This window comes from Paraburkholderia yinzeri (assembly GCF_046581065.1).
Taxonomy (GTDB): Bacteria; Pseudomonadota; Gammaproteobacteria; order Burkholderiales; family Burkholderiaceae; genus Paraburkholderia.
In genome coordinates, this window is the sequence record NZ_JBFOCJ010000001.1 from 2,336,116 (window position 1) to 2,352,712 (window position 16,597).

A 16,597-nucleotide genomic window follows, 5' to 3' on the forward strand; every position below is an offset into this window, starting at 1 on the left:
TGTGCGGGCGTTTGCGTCGGTATTTGCGCGGACGGCCGCGCGGGCGTCGCTCAGCTCCGGTTGTTCTTCAGCTCGTCGCGGATTTCGCGCAACAGGAGCACGTCTTCGGGCGTGGGCGCCGGCTCTGCGGGCGCGGCCTCTTCCGGCTTGCGCAGGTTGTTGATGAACTTCACCATCAGGAAAATGATGAACGCGAGAATGATGAAGTTGATCAGCACCGTGATGAACGAGCCGTAGCCGAACACGGCCACGCCCGCCGTCTGCAGATCCTTGTACGAATCGGGGTTGCCCTTGAAGCTGGCAGGAATGTGCCCGAGCCGGATGAACTGGTTCGAGAAGTCGAGGCCGCCCGTGACGACGCCGATGACCGGCATGATCAGGTCTTTCACCACCGAGTTGACAATGGTGGAAAAGGCCCCGCCGATGATCACACCGACGGCGAGGTCCATTACATTGCCTTTTACGGCGAATTCCTTGAATTCCTTGATTATGCTCATGGGCGGGCTCTCCGAGGGAAGGGGCGGTTGACTGTGACTGAATGCCGCAATGATAGCGAACGCGTCCGCGATGCGGTAGCGATTTGACACTTTCTGACCCGCGGCCGATGTCGCTGCACCGCCGCTCAAGCCGCTCGAACCGGTCGAAACTTAAGAGGTGCGCGCGAGCTGGCCGGCGAGACTGGCCGGGTCGGTGTTGGTCCCACACAGCAGGACGCCGACGCGCCGGCCCTGCAAGGTGTCGCGCAGCGGCCCGATGAGGCCCGCGGTGGCCGCCGCGCAGGCAGGCTCCACGGCCAGCTTCAACTGGTCGAACAACAGGCGCATCGCGGCGCGCAGTTCGTCGTCCGAGACCGTGACGATGCGCTCGAGATGGCGGCGGCACAGTTCGTAGCTGTATTGCTCCGTGTGCGGGGCCATCAGCGAATCGGCGATCGAATGCATGTGGCTGATGCGCACCGTATGGTTCGCGGCAAAGCTGCGGCTCATCGCGTCGGCGGTTGCGGGCTCGACGCCGTACACGCGCACGCGCGGATTCGCGAGCCGCAGCGCCGTCGCGACGCCCGCGGCGAGGCCGCCGCCGCCAATCGGCAGGATCACGGCGTCGAGGTCGTTCGCCTGGGTGGCCCACTCGTAGCCGAGCGTCGCCGTGCCGAGCACCGTGCGATAGCCATTGAACGGATGCACGAAATAGCGGCCTTCCTCCGACTCGATACGCCTGACGATGTCGAAGGCTTCGCTGCTGTTGCCCGCCATGACGATCTCGGCGTGAAAGCGCCGGCATTGCGCGATGCGTGCCGCGCTCGCGGTGGCGAACAGCACGACCTTCGCGCTGATACCGAGCCGCATCGCCGCATACGATACGGCGATCGCATGATTGCCGCCCGAGACGCAGGTGACGCCGGCGCTGCGCTGTGCGGCATCGAGGGCGAGCAGATGCGTGAACGCGCCGCGCACCTTGAAGCTGCCGCTCGCCTGCAGCAGTTCGAACTTGAAGTTGACGAGCGTGTCTTCGAGCGAGGGCAGGTCGTTGCGGTCGAACACCGGTGTGCGCAGCACCCACGGCGCGAGCGCGAAATGCTGCGAGGCGATCCCGTCGAGCGTGGGGATGGGCTCGCCGTCGATCGTATGGTCGGTGGGAAGCGGCGTGCCGGTGGACATGGCGGTAGCGGGGCGTGGGTGCGTAATTATCGGGGTTGCGCTTCCAGCGACATGCCGTGGATCAGCTTGCGCAAAAAGCTTTCGCACGCACCCAGTTGCTCGAGCGCGACGAATTCGTTGGCCTTGTGGGCCTGCTCGATGTCGCCGGGGCCGCACACCACGCTCGGAATCCCCGCGCGCGCGAAGAGCCCCGCTTCGGTGCCGTAGGCCACCTTGCGCTGCGACCGGTCCGCCGTGAGGGTGCGCACGAGCTGCGTGATCGCCGCCTGTTCCGCGGCGTCGAGGCCCGGCGCCGCGGCGATCTTCGTGAACTCGATCGCGGCAGACGCGTGCTCGCGCTGCATCTTCGGCAGCAGCGTCTCGCGCGCGTAACGCTCGATGCGCGCGAAGATCGCGTCGGGATCGAGCGACGGCAGGTTGCGGAACTCGAACACGAAGCGGCACTCGGCCGGCACGGTGTTGATCGCGTTGCCGCCTTCGATCGTGCTCGTCTGCGAGGTCGTGAACGGCACGTCGTAGAGCTCGTCGAACGGACCCTTCGCGCGGAACTCGTCGGCCAGGTCGCGGATATGGCAGATGAGGCGCGCCGCGTATTCGATGGCATTGAGCCCGCGCGGCGTGAGCGACGAGTGCGCCGCGTGACCGCGCACGCAGCACTGGTACGCGTTGATGCCCTTGTGGGCGACGATGGGGCGCATGCCCGTCGGCTCGCCGACGATGCAGCCTTCGGGTTGCACGCCGCGCTTCACGAGTTCCTCGATCATGAAGGGCGCACCTGCGCAGCCCACTTCCTCGTCGAAGGAGAGCGCGAGATGGATCGGTTTCGCAAGCTGCGCGCGCTGCATCTCGGGCACGAGGGCAAGCGCCGCGCCGATGAAGCCTTTCATGTCGCAGGTGCCGCGGCCGTAGAGCAGGCCGTCGCGGACCTCGGGCTTGAAGGGATCGCTGTCCCACTTCTGGCCATCCACGGGCACGACGTCCGTGTGACCCGAGAGCACGATGCCGCCGTTCGTCGCGCCATCGTGCGCCGGCAGCGTCGCGAACAGGTTGGCCCAGCGGCCGCCGCGGCCGTAGGTGAGCGTCGACTCGATACCGCGTGCGCGCAGGTCGTCGCGGACTGTCTCGATCAGGCCGAGGTTCGGGTGGCGGCTGACCGTGTCCATCGACACGAGCCGGGTGACCCAGGGTAGCGAAACGGGGACAGCGGAGGCGGAAGAAGCGGCGGCGGGCGACTGCGAGGGTTGCGCTGATTCAGCGGCGACGGACATGAGGGGGCTCCAGCTTGCTAGTCGTAGCCATCTTACCCAAAAAGGATAAGTCAGGACAAAGATACCCGCATGGCGGGTATCTTTGTGCGACGCAGCAGAGGACGTGCCCGAGCAGGCCGGATCAGCGCGAGGCCGTGCGCGCCGGGGCGCCGAGCGCGCGCAGCGTTTCCTTGACCGTCGCCACGCGCACCGCCAGGTCCGGGCTGCGTGTTTCGATGCGCAGCTTGTCCTGTCCGGCGAGCTTGACGTGCTTGTGCTTCTGCACCATCTCGATGATGCGCATGGCGTCGACGGGCGGATTCGGCACGAACTGCAGTCCGATCACGGCTTCGCCCGCATCGATCTTCGTGATGCCGAGCGGCTTCGCGGCGAGGCGCAGCCGGTGCGTCTCGATCAGCGCATGCGCCTGCGGCGGCATCTTGCCGAAGCGGTCGATCAGCTCTTCCTGGATGCCGTCGATCGAATCGTCGTGCTCGCAGTTCGCGAGGCGTTTGTAGAGCGACAGGCGCTCCCGGACGTCGCCGCAGTAGTCCGCGGGCAGAATGGCCGGCGCGTGCAGATTGATCTCGGTCGTTGCGGCGAGCGGCGCGTTGAGATCCGGCTCGCGGCCTTCCTTGAGCGCTTTCACGGCGTCGGCGAGCATGTCCGTGTAGAGCTGGAAGCCGATTTCCTGGATTTCGCCCGACTGCTTGTCGCCGAGCACTTCGCCCGTACCGCGGATTTCGAGGTCGTGCATGGCGAGGTAGAAGCCCGAGCCCAGTTCCTCCATCTGCTGGATCGCTTCCAGACGGCGCTGCGCCTGCTTCGTGAGCCCCTGCGGATCGTGCACGAGCAGATAGGCGTAGGCCTGGTGATGCGAGCGCCCGACGCGGCCGCGCAGTTGATGCAGTTGTGCGAGGCCGAACTTGTCGGAGCGATGGATGAGGATCGTGTTTGCCGTCGGGACGTCGATGCCGGTCTCGATGATCGTGGTACAGAGCAGCACGTTGGCGCGCTGGGCCACGAAGTCGCGCATCACCGCTTCGAGCTCGCGCTCGTGCATCTGGCCATGCGCGACGGCGATGCGCGCCTCGGGCACGAGCGCTTCGAGCATCGCGCGGCGATTCTCGATCGTCTCGACTTCGTTGTGCAGGAAGTACACCTGGCCGCCGCGCTTGAGTTCGCGCAGCATGGCCTCGCGGATCACGCTGTCTTCCTCGCGGCGCACGAAGGTCTTGATCGCGAGGCGCTTCTGCGGCGCGGTCGCGATCACGGAGAAGTCGCGCAAGCCCTCCAGCGCCATGCCGAGCGTACGCGGAATGGGCGTCGCGGTGAGCGTGAGCACGTCCACCTCGGCGCGCAGCGACTTGAGCGCCTCCTTCTGGCGCACGCCGAAGCGGTGCTCCTCGTCGATGATCACGAGCCCGAGCCGCTTGAACTGCACGTCCGAAGAGAGCAGCTTGTGCGTGCCGATCACGATGTCGACGCTGCCGTCGTTGATCTGCTGGATTGCCGCGCTCACTTCCTTCGCGGACTTGAAGCGCGAGAGTTCGGCGATGCGCACGGGCCAGTCGGCGAAGCGGTCCGTGAAGGTCTGCGTGTGTTGCTCCGCGAGCAGCGTGGTGGGCGAAAGAATCGCCACCTGCTTGCCGCCCATCACGGCGATGAACGCCGCGCGCAGCGCCACTTCGGTCTTGCCGAAGCCCACGTCGCCGCACACGAGCCGGTCCATCGGCTTGCCGCTCGTCATGTCGCCGATCACGGCCGCGATGGCGGCGGCCTGGTCGGGCGTTTCCTCGAAGCCGAAGCTCTCCGCGAACTTCACGTAGTCGCGCGGTTCGAGCTGGAATGCGTGGCCCTCGCGCGCCGCGCGGCGCGCGTAGAGGTTGAGCAGTTCGGCAGCGGTGTCGCGAATCTGCTGCGCGGCCTTGCGGCGCGCCTTCTCCCACTGGCCGGAGCCCAGCGCGTGCAGCGGAGCGCTGTCCGGATCGGCGCCGCTGTAGCGCGAGATCACGTGAAGCTGCGAAACCGGCACGTAGAGCTTGCTGCCGCTCGCGTACTCGAGGTGCAGGAACTCGGTGTCGCCTTCGCCGAGGTCCATCGTCACGAGGCCGTGATAGCGGCCAATGCCGTGCTGGGTGTGGACGACCGGGTCGCCCACCTTGAGCTCCGAGAGGTCGCGCACCATCGAGTCGACGTTGCTCGCCTGCTCCTGGCGGCGGCGTCCCGCGCGGCGCGCGAGCGGGCCGTAGAGCTCCGTTTCGGTGAGGATGGCGAGCCCTTCGGCCGGCAGCGCGAAGCCGCTCGAAAGGGGGGCGACGCCCAGCACGAAACGTTCGTCGGAGGTCAGCCAGTCTTCGTAGCTGTCCACGGACGCGGGCCGCAGATGGTTGTCGGCGAACAGTTGCGCGATGGTTTCGCGGCGGCCCGCCGATTCCACCGCGAACAGCACGCGGTTTTGCGTCGTGCCCAGGTAGTCGCGCAGCGCCGCGAGCGGCTCGTCCACGTGGCGATCGATCGCGAGGTTCGGCAGCGCGTTCGCCCAGCCGCCTGCGCTGGCCGCCGGCAGCACGAGGCGTGCGAAGGGTTTGGCGAGCGTGAAGAAGTCGTCTTCGGCGAGGAAGAGGCGCTGCGGCTCCAGGATCGGCCGCTCGCGGTCGTGCGAGAGGAAGTTGTAGCGCTGCTTCGTGTCGTTGGAGAAACGGCGGATCGCGACGTCCAGATCGCCCGAGAACACCAGTTGCGCGTTGTCGGGCAGGTAGTGGAACAGCGTGGCGGTTTCTTCGAAGAAGAGCGGCAGGTAGTACTCGATACCCGCCGACGGCACGCCGCTGCCGATGTCCTTGTAGATCGTCGCGCGGCTCGGGTCGCCCTCGAATACCTCGCGCCAGCGGCTGCGGAATGCGGTGCGCGAGGCCTCGTCGAACGGGAATTCGCGGCCGGGCAGGAGGCGCACGTCCTTTACCGGGTAGAGGCTGCGCTGGCTGTCCGGGTCGAAGGCGCGGATCGAATCGACCTGGTCGTCGAACAGGTCGATGCGGTAGGGCAGCGGCGAACCCATCGGGAACAGGTCGATCAGCGAGCCGCGCACGCAGTATTCGCCCGGTCGCACGACCTGGCTCACGTGCTCGTAGCCGGCCAGCGTAAGCTGGGCCTTGAGCTTCGCTTCGTCGAGCCGCTCGCCCTGCGAGAACGAGAACGTGTAGGCCGCAAGGAACGAGGCGGGCGGCATGCGGTAGAGCGCCGTCGTGGCGGGCACGAGCAGGATGTCGCAGCGGCCTTCGCCGAGGTCGTGCAGCGTCGCGAGCCGTTCGGAAACGAGATCCTGGTGCGGCGAGAACGTGTCGTAGGGCAGCGTTTCCCAGTCCGGCAGCAGGCGCACGCGGGCCTCGGGTGCGAAATACGGGATTTCCTGCGCGAGCCGCTGCGCGTCCACGGCGCTCGCGCAGATCACGGCGACGAGCGGCGCGCTCGCGCGCGACGCCTCGCGGTAGCGGGCGATCAGGAGCGCGTCGGACGAGCCGTGCGTACCGTCGAACGCGAAGCGCTGCCCCGGCTTGACGACGGCGACGGGGGACGGAGACGGTGACTGCTGGGAAGCGGCGATATCGGACATAGGCTACAGGTTGGCCTGACTTGGCCTGGTTTGGGCCTGGTTTCGCTCCCGAACCCCCGTCTCCCAAACGGGGGACGGGTGGCGGGCGCGAGTCCAGCGGGTCCATGCGGTGGGCCGGGGCGCACCGGGCAAAGGACGTATTATAAAATCCGTCCTTTACTTTGACTCATGCGGCTAGCACCAACGTGACCCCACGCCTTTTCGCCCTGATCCCGTGCGCCGGAACCGGCAGCCGCTCGGGCTCGGCCATGCCCAAGCAATACCGGACCGTCGCCGGTCGCGACCTCCTGCACTACACCCTGGCCGCCTTCGACGCCTGCAGCGAATTCACCCAGACCCTCGTGGTGATCGCCCCCGACGACGCCCACTTCGACGCCCGCCGCTTCAGCGGCCTGCGCTTCGCCGTGCGCCGCTGCGGCGGCGCTTCGCGTCAGGCCTCGGTGTACAACGGTCTCGCCGGCCTCGCCGAATTCGGCGCGCGCGACGAGGACTGGGTGCTCGTCCACGACGCGGCGCGCCCCGGCATCACGCCCGCGCTGATCCGCTCGCTCGTGGAGGCGCTCAAGGAGGATCCCGTGGGCGGCATCATGGCGCTGCCGGTGGCGGACACGCTCAAGCGCGTAGCGCCGGGCGGCGGCGCGGCGCCCCTTGCACGTATTGGCCGCACCGAGGCGCGCGACGGTCTCTGGCAGGCCCAGACGCCGCAGATGTTCCGCATCGGCATGCTGCGCACCGCGATCGAGCGCGCGCAACAGGACGGCCACGATCTCACCGACGAAGCGAGCGCGATCGAATGGCTCGGCCATGCGCCGAGCCTCGTGCAGGGCAGCCTGCGCAATTTCAAGGTGACGTACCCCGAAGATTTCGCACTCGCCGAGGCCATTCTTGGCCGCCAGACGGCGAACTGAGCGCCGCGTACGCCATTTCACTACGGAAGACTTTCCTCATGGACATCAGAATCGGACAAGGCTATGACGTGCACGCCCTCGTGCCGGGCCGCCCGCTCGTGATCGGCGGCGTGACCGTGCCTTACGAGCGCGGACTGCTCGGCCACTCGGACGCCGACGTGCTGCTGCACGCGATCACCGACGCGCTGTTCGGCGCGGCGGCGCTGGGCGACATCGGCCGCCACTTTCCCGATACCGACAAGGAGTTCTACGGCGCCAACAGCCGCGTGCTGCTGCGCGAGTGCCTGCGCCGCGTGCAGGCGGCGGGCTTTGCGCTCGTCAACGTGGACAGCACCGTGATCGCGCAGGCGCCGAAGCTCGCGCCGCACATCGAGGCGATGCGGACGAATATCGCGGAGGATCTCGGGCTGCCGCTCGACCGGGTGAACGTGAAAGCCAAGACCAACGAAAAACTGGGCTACCTCGGCCGCGGCGAGGGGATCGAGGCGCAAGCCGCCGTGCTCCTGACACGCGCGTAAGCGGCGCACGGGCCTTGCGCCGTGCTGCCAGAGCGTCGGCGTGCGAGGCAGGCCGCGTTCCAGCCCGCAAAAACGGCCGACGAGGCTTATGCGATCGTCGGCCGTTTTTATTGTCGATTTATTTCCGCTTTTTTTGCACCGATACTGATCATTGGCGTAAAGCGGGGAGAGCGATGGCGGCGGACGAAAGGCGGGTGAAAGGTCTCGACGGTCTCCGGGCGCTGGCAGTGGTGATGGTGTTTCTTGCGCATAAAGCGCACGTCGACGCGGTGGACGTGGGGCAGTTGGGCGTGTGGCTGTTCTTCCTGATCAGCGGCTATCTGATCATTGGCGAATTGCATCGCAACCGCTTGCGGGTCGAGCAGCATACGGCGCGCAAGGATGCGGTGCTTTGCGTGTTTTTCGTCAAGCGCGCGCTGCGTATCTGGCCGGTTTATTACCTCTTGCTGATTGCGCTGGCGATCGCGCACGCAGGCTTTTATCAGCGTGACGTCGATCTGGGCCTCGCATGGCATTTCGCATTCCTCTCGAATTACTGGATCGGTGTCGTGCGCGACAGTTGGCCCGGTACGGTGTCCCATTTCTGGAGTCTCGCTGTCGAGCAGCAGTTCTATCTCGTCGCGCCGTTTGCGCTGCTCTTTACGCGTGCTTCGCGGCATCTCGCGCTCTGCACGGCGGTCATCGTCGCCGCTGCGCTGGCGCACTGCATGCTCTATCTGCATGAGGCGAGCGAACCGCTGATTTACGCGTTTTCGCCGTGGAATTTCGCGCTTATCGCGCTGGGGGGCGTAGTGGCCATCGTCGGGCGGCGCGTGTCGCCGCCGCGCGGCATGGCAGGCGCGATGTGGCTGGCAGCGGGCATCGGCGGGATTGCAGCTTGCGCGCTGGCGCGAGCGCATTGCGCGCAAGGCGTGGCGCCGGAAGCCTCCGTGCTCCCCGGCGTTTTCGACATTGGGCTCGCGCTGATGCTGGGCGCGGTGTTTCTCTGGATTGTGCGCCGCCCGGATTCGGTTCCCGTCGCCATTCTCGAACTCAGGCCGCTCGCCTGGCTAGGCACCATCAGCTACGGCTTCTATCTCTTCCACAACCTCGTGCCGTCGAAACTGGGCGAGGCCCCGGCACTCTATGCCCATCTCGGCCTGCCGCCGGTCGTGGAGGCGGCGCTGCCGCTCGCGGTGCAGTTCGCGTTGGCATTGTTGCTCGCGCATCTATCGTGGCAACTGCTCGAAAAGCGCGTGCTGGACTGGAAAGGGCCGTTGCAGGCGGCGATCCGGCAGCGCATGCCGTCCGGCGCCGACAGGGCCGCAGGGCGGTATTCCGGACCGGCAGCCAGCGACGGCTGACCGCTGTCAGAGCGTCGCGCCGCCGATCGCGCGCCCGCTCGGACACAGCGCGCCTGTCTGCAGCGCATCGAGAACGCGCAGCACCTCGTCGGGGCTGCGTCCGACGTCCAGATTGTCGACCGAGACATGCTGGATCGTGTTGTCGGGATCGACGATGAAGGTGGCGCGCAGCGCGACACCGGCCTCCTTGTCGCGCACGCCGAGCTGGTCGATCAGTTCGCCCTTCACGTCGCCGAACGAATAGTGGTTGAGGCGGTCGAGATCCTTGTTCTCGCGGCGCCATGCCAGCTTCACGTATTCGTTGTCGCAGCTGCCGCCGAGCAGCACGGCATCGCGGTTCTCGAACTCCTTTTGCAGGCGCGCGAAAGCGACGATTTCGGTCGGGCAGACCGTCGTGAAGTCCATCGGGTAGAAATAGATGACTTTCCACTTGGTCGAGAAGGTCTGCTCAGTGATTTCGACGAAGGCCGATTCGCCGTTCTCCTCGGGCTCGTTGAAGCCGGGCTTCGCGGCGTTGACGGTGAAGGCTTCGAGTTTGTCGCCCACGGTTTTCATGCGGCAGCTCCTGAGTAGGCAGAGTAGGGTTACACGCCCTTGGCGAGCGGAAACTCGATCGTCACTTCGAGCCCTGGGCCGGGCTGACGGTTGCGCAGGCGCAGCGCGCCGCGATAGCGGCCCACGAGCCGCTGCACGATCGCCATGCCGAGGCCCGTGCCGTTGGCCTGGGTGCGCGCGGTGTCGACGCGATAGAACGGCCGTGTGACGAGCGAGAGCTGGTCTTCGGGAATGCCGGGGCCTTCGTCGACGACCGAAAGCTCGACGCGCGAATGCGATACGCGCGTTTCGAGCATGATGTGCGGAATGCCGTCCGTCTCGCTCACGCCGTACTTGCGCGCGTTCTCGATCAGGTTGCCCACTACGCGCCGCATGTCGGTGTCGTCGGCCTCGATCATGGCCGACGGCGCGAGCCGTGTGATGAGCCGCACGCCGTCTTCGCTCGCCATGCGCGCGGCCATCTCGCCCGCGATCACGGAGAGATCGACGCGCTCGGGGCTGCGCTGCACGGGCCGCGCGTAATCGAGGAAGCGGCCGATGATCATGTCCATCTGCTCGATGTCGTCGATCATCGCGTCCTTGGTGGTCTGGTCGGACGGACTCATCTCCGTTTCGAGCCGCAGGCGTGCGAGCGGCGTGCGCAGATCGTGCGAGATGCCGGCCAGCATGAGCGCGCGGTCGGCCTCGAGCTGTTCGAGGTCGCGCACCATCTGGTTGAAGCTGCGGTTGGTTTCGGCGGCAACGCCCATGCCGCTTTCGGGCAGCGTGGCGGGCGATTGTCCGGAGCCCACCATGCGCGCCGACATCGCGAGCCGCGCGAACGGCCGGTTCACGAGACTCGTGATGAACGCCGCGCCGAACAATGACAGCGCGAGGGCGGACACGCCCCATCCGACCCACTGCAGGCCCGTGACGTTGTCGAGCTGATCGCGGTCGAGCGCGACCCAGTAGTCGTCGTCGTCGATCTTGAAGCTGATCCACACGCCCGGAATGTCGTTCACCGACTGGGCGATCACGGTATCGTCGCCAAGCCGCCCGCGGATGTCGTGCTCGATGAGGCGGTTGAGCGACTCGTCGGGCTGGAGCTTGTATTTGTCGGTGGTTTCGCGCGGATAGACGCGCACGCCCTCGTTGCTCTCCAGATCCTGCAGGAGCGCGCGGCGCAGATCGGGATCGGAATAGAGCAGGGCGGTACGCGTGAGCTTGACGATGGCGACGAGCTGCAGCGCCACGCGCTGCGCGCGCGGCTCCCGCTCGATCACGCGAAAGCTCTGGAACCACGCGGCGAGGCTGACCGCGATGAGAAGCGCGATCAACAGGAAGGTGCGCCAGAACAGGTCGCCGAACGCAAGCGTCAGCACACGCCGGTCAATCCGCATGAAACCTTCCTGTCGACAGAGGAATTGCAGACATCCAGCCGGATCAGGCCGCGCCGTCCGGAATGAACACGTAGCCGAGGCCCCAGACTGTCTGGATGAAACGCGGGCTACCCGGATCCGGCTCGATCAGCTTGCGCAGACGCGAAATCTGCACGTCGAGACTGCGGTCGAACACTTCGTATTCGCGGCCGCGCGCGAGCTCCATGAGTTTTTCGCGCGACAGGGGCTGGCGCGGATGACGCGCGAACACCTTGAGCACCGAGAATTCACCTGTAGTGAGCGGGATTTCCTGGCCCGCCTTCGTGAGCGTGCGTGTGGCGAGGTTCAGCGCGAACTCGCCGAATTCGAACACCTCGGTAGTTTCCGACGGCGCGCCGGGCAGCTCCGAAGGCGCCTGGCGGCGCAGCACCGCATGAATGCGCGCCACCAGTTCGCGCGGATTGAACGGCTTTGGGAGATAGTCGTCGGCGCCCATTTCGAGGCCGACGATGCGGTCCACGTCCTCGCCCTTCGCCGTCAGCATGATGATGGGCGTGCGGTCGTTGCTGCCGCGCAGGCGGCGGCAGATCGACAGGCCGTCTTCGCCGGGCAGCATGAGGTCCAGCACGAGCAGATCGAAACGCTCGCGCACCCACAGCTTGTTCATGGCGGGTGCGTTTTCGGCCACGTACACGTTGAAGCCTTGCTCGCCGAGATAGCGCCGCAGCAGATCGCGGAGGCGCGGGTCGTCGTCGACTACGAGAATTTTCGATGGGTTTTTGGTTTCCATGCGTGGCATCTTATCGCGATTGGATACAGGTGCGAGTTTGCACCAATTATCAGGTAACAGTCAGTTACAAAATTTACCGGTGACGTGCCACGACCGCAAGCACTGACAGATAGACTGCTTTACTGAATGCGGCCGTTCGGTAGATACTTCAACCGACTTTTACATCGCCACCCGCGTCGGGGCGGGTCCGTGTCTGTTTTCGAGGTAGCCGTTTGCCGCGTCACGAAGGGAAGAAAATGAAGGGAGGGGTCGGGCCGACAATGCGCCACACCGTGACTGCACTGGCGTTGGCCAGCGGCGTCGTGGTGGCATTGAACCCGGTCGCAGCCCATTCCCAGCCCTCGGCCGACCGCCTCGAAGTTCCCCGTCCGCCTTCGTACCCTCCCGGCAGCAAGCCGCCCCCCCGGCGCTTTCGCAGCGATTCTCCCGACACTACCGCTTCCGATCTCAGCATGCGTACGTCCGGCGTGCCGCCCGACCTCGATCAGCGCCGCCGCGACGGCCACATGACGCCCGAAGAGCGCCGCCTCCTGCGTCAGCACATCGAAGACGCCGTGCGCGAGCTGTACAAGCGCTGATGTCGCGGCGCGGCACAGCGCGGCCGTGCGCTGCCGTTGTGCAGGTCTGAAAAATTCCGTAGCAATTGCGTCGTCAACATCCGTACCGGATCGCTCGTTAAGCCGATACATTCAATCTGCGCGTGCCGAAGCACGAGTGCGCGCCTTCTTGTCCGAGGCGATATGGAACCGCTCAGGCCGATGAACCCGCCACGTTTCGCGGCGTCAGGCGCGTTGCTCGCGGCTGCGTTGCCGCTGCGCGCGGCGGCCGCCGAAGACGAGACGCCGGCGCCGCATTTGCGGCGGCCATTTGCCGCGATGCCGGGCGAAGACTTGCTGCTCGACCCGGACGACGCGCGCCATCTCTTGCTGCGTACCGGTTTCGCGCCGTCCGCGGCCGACGTCGCGCCGTACGTGGGCCTTTCGCGTGGCGACGCCGTCGACCGCGTGCTGGCGACCGGCCGGACCGTTGCGTTCACGCCGTTTCCCGACTGGACCGCCGCGGCTCCGCCAACGCGCGCGGAGCGCGCCGCATGGACGCCCGACCAGCGCCGCGAAGCGGACAAGCGGCGTGGCCAGCACTACGACCAGTTGCGGGCCTGGTGGCTGGGCGAGATGCTGGTCACGCCTTCGCCGCTCACCGAGCGCATGACGCTCTTCTGGCACAACCACTTCACGTCCGGCCAGGACAAGGTGTCCGAGCCGCAGTTGATGGCCTCGCAAAACGCGTTGCTGAGGCGCGAAGCGCTCGGGAGTTTCGCCGCGATGCTGCACGGCGTCGCGAAGGATCCCGCGATGCTGCTCTATCTCGACGGGGCGAGCAATCGCAAGGGCAAGCCCAATGAGAACTTCGCGCGCGAGGTGATGGAGCTGTTCACGCTCGGCGAAGGGCAGTACACGCAGCGCGACGTCTCGGAGGCGGCTCGCGCGTACACCGGCTGGGGCGTCGATCCGGATACCTGGCACTACGTGTGGCGGCCGGAGCAGCACGACGGCGGTGAAAAAACCGTACTGGGCCGCAGCGGCGCATTCGACGGTGACGCGGTGCTCGACATCCTGCTTGAAGAACCGCAGACGGCCCAGTTCGTCGCGGCCAAGCTTTGGCGCGAGTTCGTCTCGCCCGCTCCCGACGACGCCCAGCTCGACCTGGCCGCGCAACGGTTTCGCGCAAGCGGCTACGACATCGGCACGGGGCTGCGCGCGCTACTGCTCACGTCCGCTTTTTGGGACGAAGACAATCGCGGCACGCTGGTGAGCTCGCCCGTCGAATTCGTCGTGGGCACGATCCGGCGCTTCGACGTCTCTTACGGCGATGCGATGCCCTTCGCACGGACGACGGCATCGCTTGGCGAGAACCTGTTCTATCCGCCGAACGTGAAGGGCTGGCCGGGCGGCACGGCGTGGATCAACAGCTCGACGCTGCTCGCGCGCAAGCAGTTCGTCGAGCAGCTCTTTCGCGCGACCGAAACGGCGCAGCCGAAGAAGGCCGGCGCGGTGACGAAGACGGCTGCTTCGATGGTTCCGCCCAGGTTATCGCCGACGGGTTCCTCCATGGCTACCGGACCCGGTTCGGCACGCGTGGGGCCCGGTGGCATGCGTTTCGATCTCGATGGCTGGCTTGCACGTTTTCACGTGAGCGCCGACGACACGCCTGGTCTTTCCGAGCAACTGCAAATGCAGCATGCGGTGCTGCCGCTCGCGCCGGTCGACGCGCTCGCGGCGGGCAGCAACGCGGGCGCGTATCTCGAAGCACTGCTGATGGATCCGGTCTACCAGTTGAAATAGCAGACATGACAAGTCGGTTCGACGAACCGGACGGCGCGGGTCGCCGTGACGAGGAGCGAGGCGGAGCATGAAACGACGCGAGTTTCTGGCGGCGGCCGCGGCGGCGGGCACGTCGCTGTGGTTGCCGAACGCGGTGCGCGCGGAGGGCGGCGTGGCGCCCGGCGCCGCGGCCGCGGGCTACGACAATCTGCTGATCCTCATCGAGCTGAAGGGCGGCAACGACGGCTTGAACACCGTCGTGCCGTTCGCGGATCCGCTCTACTACAGCTATCGCGCGAACATAGGCGTGCGCCGCGAGCAGGCGGTCCAGCTCGACGAGCGCACGGCGCTGCATCCGGCGCTTGCGCCGTTGTTGCCGATGTGGCGCGCGCGGCAGCTCGCGATCGTGCAGGGCGTCACGTATCCGCAGCCCAACCTCTCGCATTTCCGCTCGATCGAAATCTGGGACACGGCGTCGCGCTCCGACCAATATCTGCGCGAAGGCTGGCTCACGCGCGCCTTCGCGAGTGCACCGGTGCCGAAGGGTTTCGTCGCCGACGGCCTCGTGCTCGGCAGCGCCGAGATGGGGCCCATGGCGAACGGCGCCCGCGCGATTGCGCTCGTCAATCCGGCGCAATTCGCGCGCGCCTCGAGGCTCGTTACGCCGGTGTCGTTGAAGGAGCGCAACCCCGCGCTCGCGCACATCCTCGATGTCGAGAACGACATCGTGCATGCCGCCGACCAGTTGCGTCCGCGGCCGGGGCAGTACGCGCTGAAGACGGCGTTCCCGCAGGGGGCGTTCGGCGCGTCGATCAAGACGGCGATGCAGGCGCTTGCCTCTAGCGACACGCCGCAGGGCGGACCGGTGCTTGGCAAGGGCGTGGCCGTGATCCGCCTCACGCTCAACGGCTTCGACACGCACGAGAACCAGCCGGGCCGGCACGCGGACTTGCTGCGTCAGTTCGCGACGGGCATGGTGGCGCTACGCGATGCGCTCGGTGAACTCGGCCGCTGGGACCGCACGATGATCGTCACGTATGCGGAATTCGGCCGGCGTGTGCGCGAGAACCAGAGCCACGGCACCGACCATGGCACGGCGTCCGCTCACTTCGTGGCGGGCGGCCGTGTGGCGGGTGGTCTCTATGGCGAGGCGCCGCAACTGGCGCGTCTGGACGGCAACGGCAATCTCCCGGTTGGCGTCGATTTCCGGCAGATCTATGCGACGGTGCTGGGACCGTGGTGGGGGCTCGATGCGCCGACCGTGCTGCAGGGCAACTTTCAGCCGCTGCCGCTCCTGCGGGCCTGAAGTGCCGCCCAAGGCGATGCACGCGCGATGCACGCGCGACGCGGGCCGTTGCGGGTATCCGGGGCTCAGGCGCGCCAGGCGATCCAGAGCTTGCGAATGGGCGTGAGGACAATCTGCTGATGCAGCACCTGAAACTGCTCGCGCTCCACCTCGGCGAGGAGGGCCAGTGAAAGCGCGGCCAGTGCGCGCAGGGTGCGCTGGCCGCGGCGTTCGTCGGCCGGAATGGCGGCGAGCGCCGTGTCGATGGCTTCGCGCGCGCGTGCTGTCTGGAACTGCATGAGTTCGGTGAAGTCGTCGCTGTAGCGGCGGTTGATGAGATCCGCGGCGGTGACGTTGTAGCGCTGCAGTTCGTCGATCGGCACGTAGATGCGGCCATGGCGCGCGTCGTTGCCGATCTCCGCCACGAACTGCGCAAGCACGAGCGCATGGCCGAGCGGTGCAGCCCATTGCCCGACCGCTTCCGGATGGCGTGCGCTCACGCGGGCAATCAGCGTAGCGAAGGTGCCGCCCACGCCCTCGATATAGCGTTTCAGATTCGGGAAGTCGAGATAGCGTGCCTGCTCGAAATCCATCTCGTAGCCGGCGAGCAGCGCCTGAAGTGCTGGGTACGCGGTCTTCACGTCCTGCTTCAGATGTGCTGCGAGCGCCTGGGTGACGGGGTGCGCCGCTTTGCCCTCGGTGAGCGCGGCAAGCTCCTTCTGCCACCACGCAAGCTTGGTGCGGCCGACGGTGGGATCGCTCGTTTCTCTCGCCGTTTCCTCGAGCTCGCGGCGCAGGGCGAAGAGGGCGGCGAGCAGAGGCTGGCGCGCGGCGCTCGCCTGGCGCAGCGCATAGTAGGTGCTCGATCCGGGCGGAGCCGCCTTTTGCAGGCAGTAGTCGTCGAAGTTCACGGCCGAAGTTCGCGGCAAACGAGGGGGTGGGGAAGTGCGCCAGCGCAGCCCGGAACGGGCGGTAGCCGTGGCCGCTGCGGCAGACGC

14 protein-coding genes are annotated in these 16,597 nt (G+C 66.7%); 6 read left to right on the forward strand and 8 right to left on the reverse strand.

The features are described 5' to 3' along the window. Positions 1-50: 50 nt before the first annotated feature. The 4 genes from mscL to mfd form a co-directional block, all read right to left on the reverse strand. Positions 51-497, reverse strand: coding sequence for a large conductance mechanosensitive channel protein MscL (mscL, locus tag WJ542_RS11145; protein ID WP_411189346.1), 447 nt, complete (start codon positions 495-497; stop codon positions 51-53). 150 nt (positions 498-647) lie between these two features. Beyond that, complete coding sequence (locus WJ542_RS11150; RefSeq protein WP_411189347.1) at positions 648-1,658, reverse strand: threonine/serine dehydratase family protein; 1,011 nt, start codon at positions 1,656-1,658, stop codon at positions 648-650. A 26-nt stretch (positions 1,659-1,684) separates the two neighbouring features. Continuing rightward, positions 1,685-2,926 (reverse strand): acetylornithine deacetylase, encoded by a 1,242-nt coding sequence (argE, locus tag WJ542_RS11155; RefSeq protein ID WP_411189348.1) that lies wholly within the window; start codon positions 2,924-2,926, stop codon positions 1,685-1,687. A gap of 121 nt (positions 2,927-3,047) precedes the next feature. Next, a complete protein-coding gene (mfd, locus tag WJ542_RS11160; protein WP_411189349.1) occupies positions 3,048-6,521 on the reverse strand; it encodes a transcription-repair coupling factor in 3,474 nt (1,157 codons plus the stop codon). A gap of 185 nt (positions 6,522-6,706) precedes the next feature. Here mfd and ispD point away from each other — a divergent pair, with 185 nt between their 5' ends. From ispD to WJ542_RS11175, 3 genes are all read left to right on the forward strand, one after another. Next, complete coding sequence (gene ispD, locus WJ542_RS11165) at positions 6,707-7,429, forward strand: 2-C-methyl-D-erythritol 4-phosphate cytidylyltransferase (RefSeq protein ID WP_411189350.1); 723 nt, start codon at positions 6,707-6,709, stop codon at positions 7,427-7,429. A 38-nt stretch (positions 7,430-7,467) separates the two neighbouring features. Beyond that, on the forward strand, positions 7,468-7,947 hold the full coding sequence (ispF, locus tag WJ542_RS11170; protein ID WP_411189351.1) for a 2-C-methyl-D-erythritol 2,4-cyclodiphosphate synthase: 480 nt from the start codon (positions 7,468-7,470) through the stop codon (positions 7,945-7,947). Between the two features lie 194 nt (positions 7,948-8,141). Beyond that, a complete protein-coding gene (locus WJ542_RS11175) occupies positions 8,142-9,290 on the forward strand; it encodes an acyltransferase family protein (RefSeq protein ID WP_411189352.1) in 1,149 nt (382 codons plus the stop codon). A gap of 6 nt (positions 9,291-9,296) precedes the next feature. Here the strand turns inward: WJ542_RS11175 and WJ542_RS11180 are convergent, their stop codons facing one another. From WJ542_RS11180 to ompR, 3 genes are read right to left on the reverse strand one after another with little or no spacing between them, the layout of a single operon-like run. Next, positions 9,297-9,845 carry a peroxiredoxin gene (locus WJ542_RS11180; RefSeq protein WP_027796424.1) on the reverse strand — a complete coding sequence of 183 codons (549 nt, stop codon included), beginning with the start codon at positions 9,843-9,845 and terminating at the stop codon, positions 9,297-9,299. A gap of 29 nt (positions 9,846-9,874) precedes the next feature. Beyond that, complete coding sequence (locus WJ542_RS11185; RefSeq protein WP_411189353.1) at positions 9,875-11,224, reverse strand: ATP-binding protein; 1,350 nt, start codon at positions 11,222-11,224, stop codon at positions 9,875-9,877. Between the two features lie 43 nt (positions 11,225-11,267). Further along, positions 11,268-12,002, reverse strand: a complete 735-nt coding sequence (gene ompR, locus WJ542_RS11190; RefSeq protein ID WP_027796422.1) for an osmolarity response regulator transcription factor OmpR — start codon at positions 12,000-12,002, stop codon at positions 11,268-11,270. Positions 12,003-12,229: 227 nt separating this feature from the next. On the opposite strand from ompR, the gene WJ542_RS11195 reads away from it, so the two are divergent. The 3 genes from WJ542_RS11195 (at position 12,230) to WJ542_RS11205 (ending at position 15,620) form a co-directional block, all read left to right on the forward strand. Beyond that, a complete protein-coding gene (locus WJ542_RS11195) occupies positions 12,230-12,571 on the forward strand; it encodes a hypothetical protein (RefSeq protein ID WP_411189354.1) in 342 nt (113 codons plus the stop codon). 297 nt (positions 12,572-12,868) lie between these two features. After that, positions 12,869-14,335: a DUF1800 domain-containing protein gene (locus tag WJ542_RS11200; protein ID WP_411190531.1), complete on the forward strand. Its 1,467-nt coding sequence runs from the start codon at positions 12,869-12,871 to the stop codon at positions 14,333-14,335. Positions 14,336-14,402: 67 nt separating this feature from the next. Beyond that, complete coding sequence (locus WJ542_RS11205; RefSeq protein WP_411189355.1) at positions 14,403-15,620, forward strand: DUF1501 domain-containing protein; 1,218 nt, start codon at positions 14,403-14,405, stop codon at positions 15,618-15,620. A 65-nt stretch (positions 15,621-15,685) separates the two neighbouring features. Here the strand turns inward: WJ542_RS11205 and WJ542_RS11210 are convergent, their stop codons facing one another. After that, positions 15,686-16,510: a squalene/phytoene synthase family protein gene (locus tag WJ542_RS11210; protein ID WP_411189356.1), complete on the reverse strand. Its 825-nt coding sequence runs from the start codon at positions 16,508-16,510 to the stop codon at positions 15,686-15,688. Positions 16,511-16,597: the final 87 nt, after the last annotated feature.

Excerpts from the sequence above, each read along its gene's own strand:
- WJ542_RS11185 (WP_411189353.1), bottom strand. The coding sequence starts at position 11,224 with ATGCGGATTGACCGGCGTGTGCTGACGCTTGCGTTCGGCGACCTGTTC.
- mfd (WP_411189349.1), bottom strand. The coding sequence starts at position 6,521 with ATGTCCGATATCGCCGCTTCCCAGCAGTCACCGTCTCCGTCCCCCGTC.
- WJ542_RS11195 (WP_411189354.1), top strand. The coding sequence starts at position 12,230 with ATGAAGGGAGGGGTCGGGCCGACAATGCGCCACACCGTGACTGCACTG.
- ispF (WP_411189351.1), top strand. The coding sequence starts at position 7,468 with ATGGACATCAGAATCGGACAAGGCTATGACGTGCACGCCCTCGTGCCG.
- ompR (WP_027796422.1), bottom strand. The coding sequence starts at position 12,002 with ATGCCACGCATGGAAACCAAAAACCCATCGAAAATTCTCGTAGTCGAC.
- WJ542_RS11150 (WP_411189347.1), bottom strand. The coding sequence starts at position 1,658 with ATGTCCACCGGCACGCCGCTTCCCACCGACCATACGATCGACGGCGAG.
- argE (WP_411189348.1), bottom strand. The coding sequence starts at position 2,926 with ATGTCCGTCGCCGCTGAATCAGCGCAACCCTCGCAGTCGCCCGCCGCC.
- WJ542_RS11180 (WP_027796424.1), bottom strand. The coding sequence starts at position 9,845 with ATGAAAACCGTGGGCGACAAACTCGAAGCCTTCACCGTCAACGCCGCG.
- WJ542_RS11205 (WP_411189355.1), top strand. The coding sequence starts at position 14,403 with ATGAAACGACGCGAGTTTCTGGCGGCGGCCGCGGCGGCGGGCACGTCG.
- mscL (WP_411189346.1), bottom strand. The coding sequence starts at position 497 with ATGAGCATAATCAAGGAATTCAAGGAATTCGCCGTAAAAGGCAATGTA.
- WJ542_RS11200 (WP_411190531.1), top strand. The coding sequence starts at position 12,869 with ATGCCGGGCGAAGACTTGCTGCTCGACCCGGACGACGCGCGCCATCTC.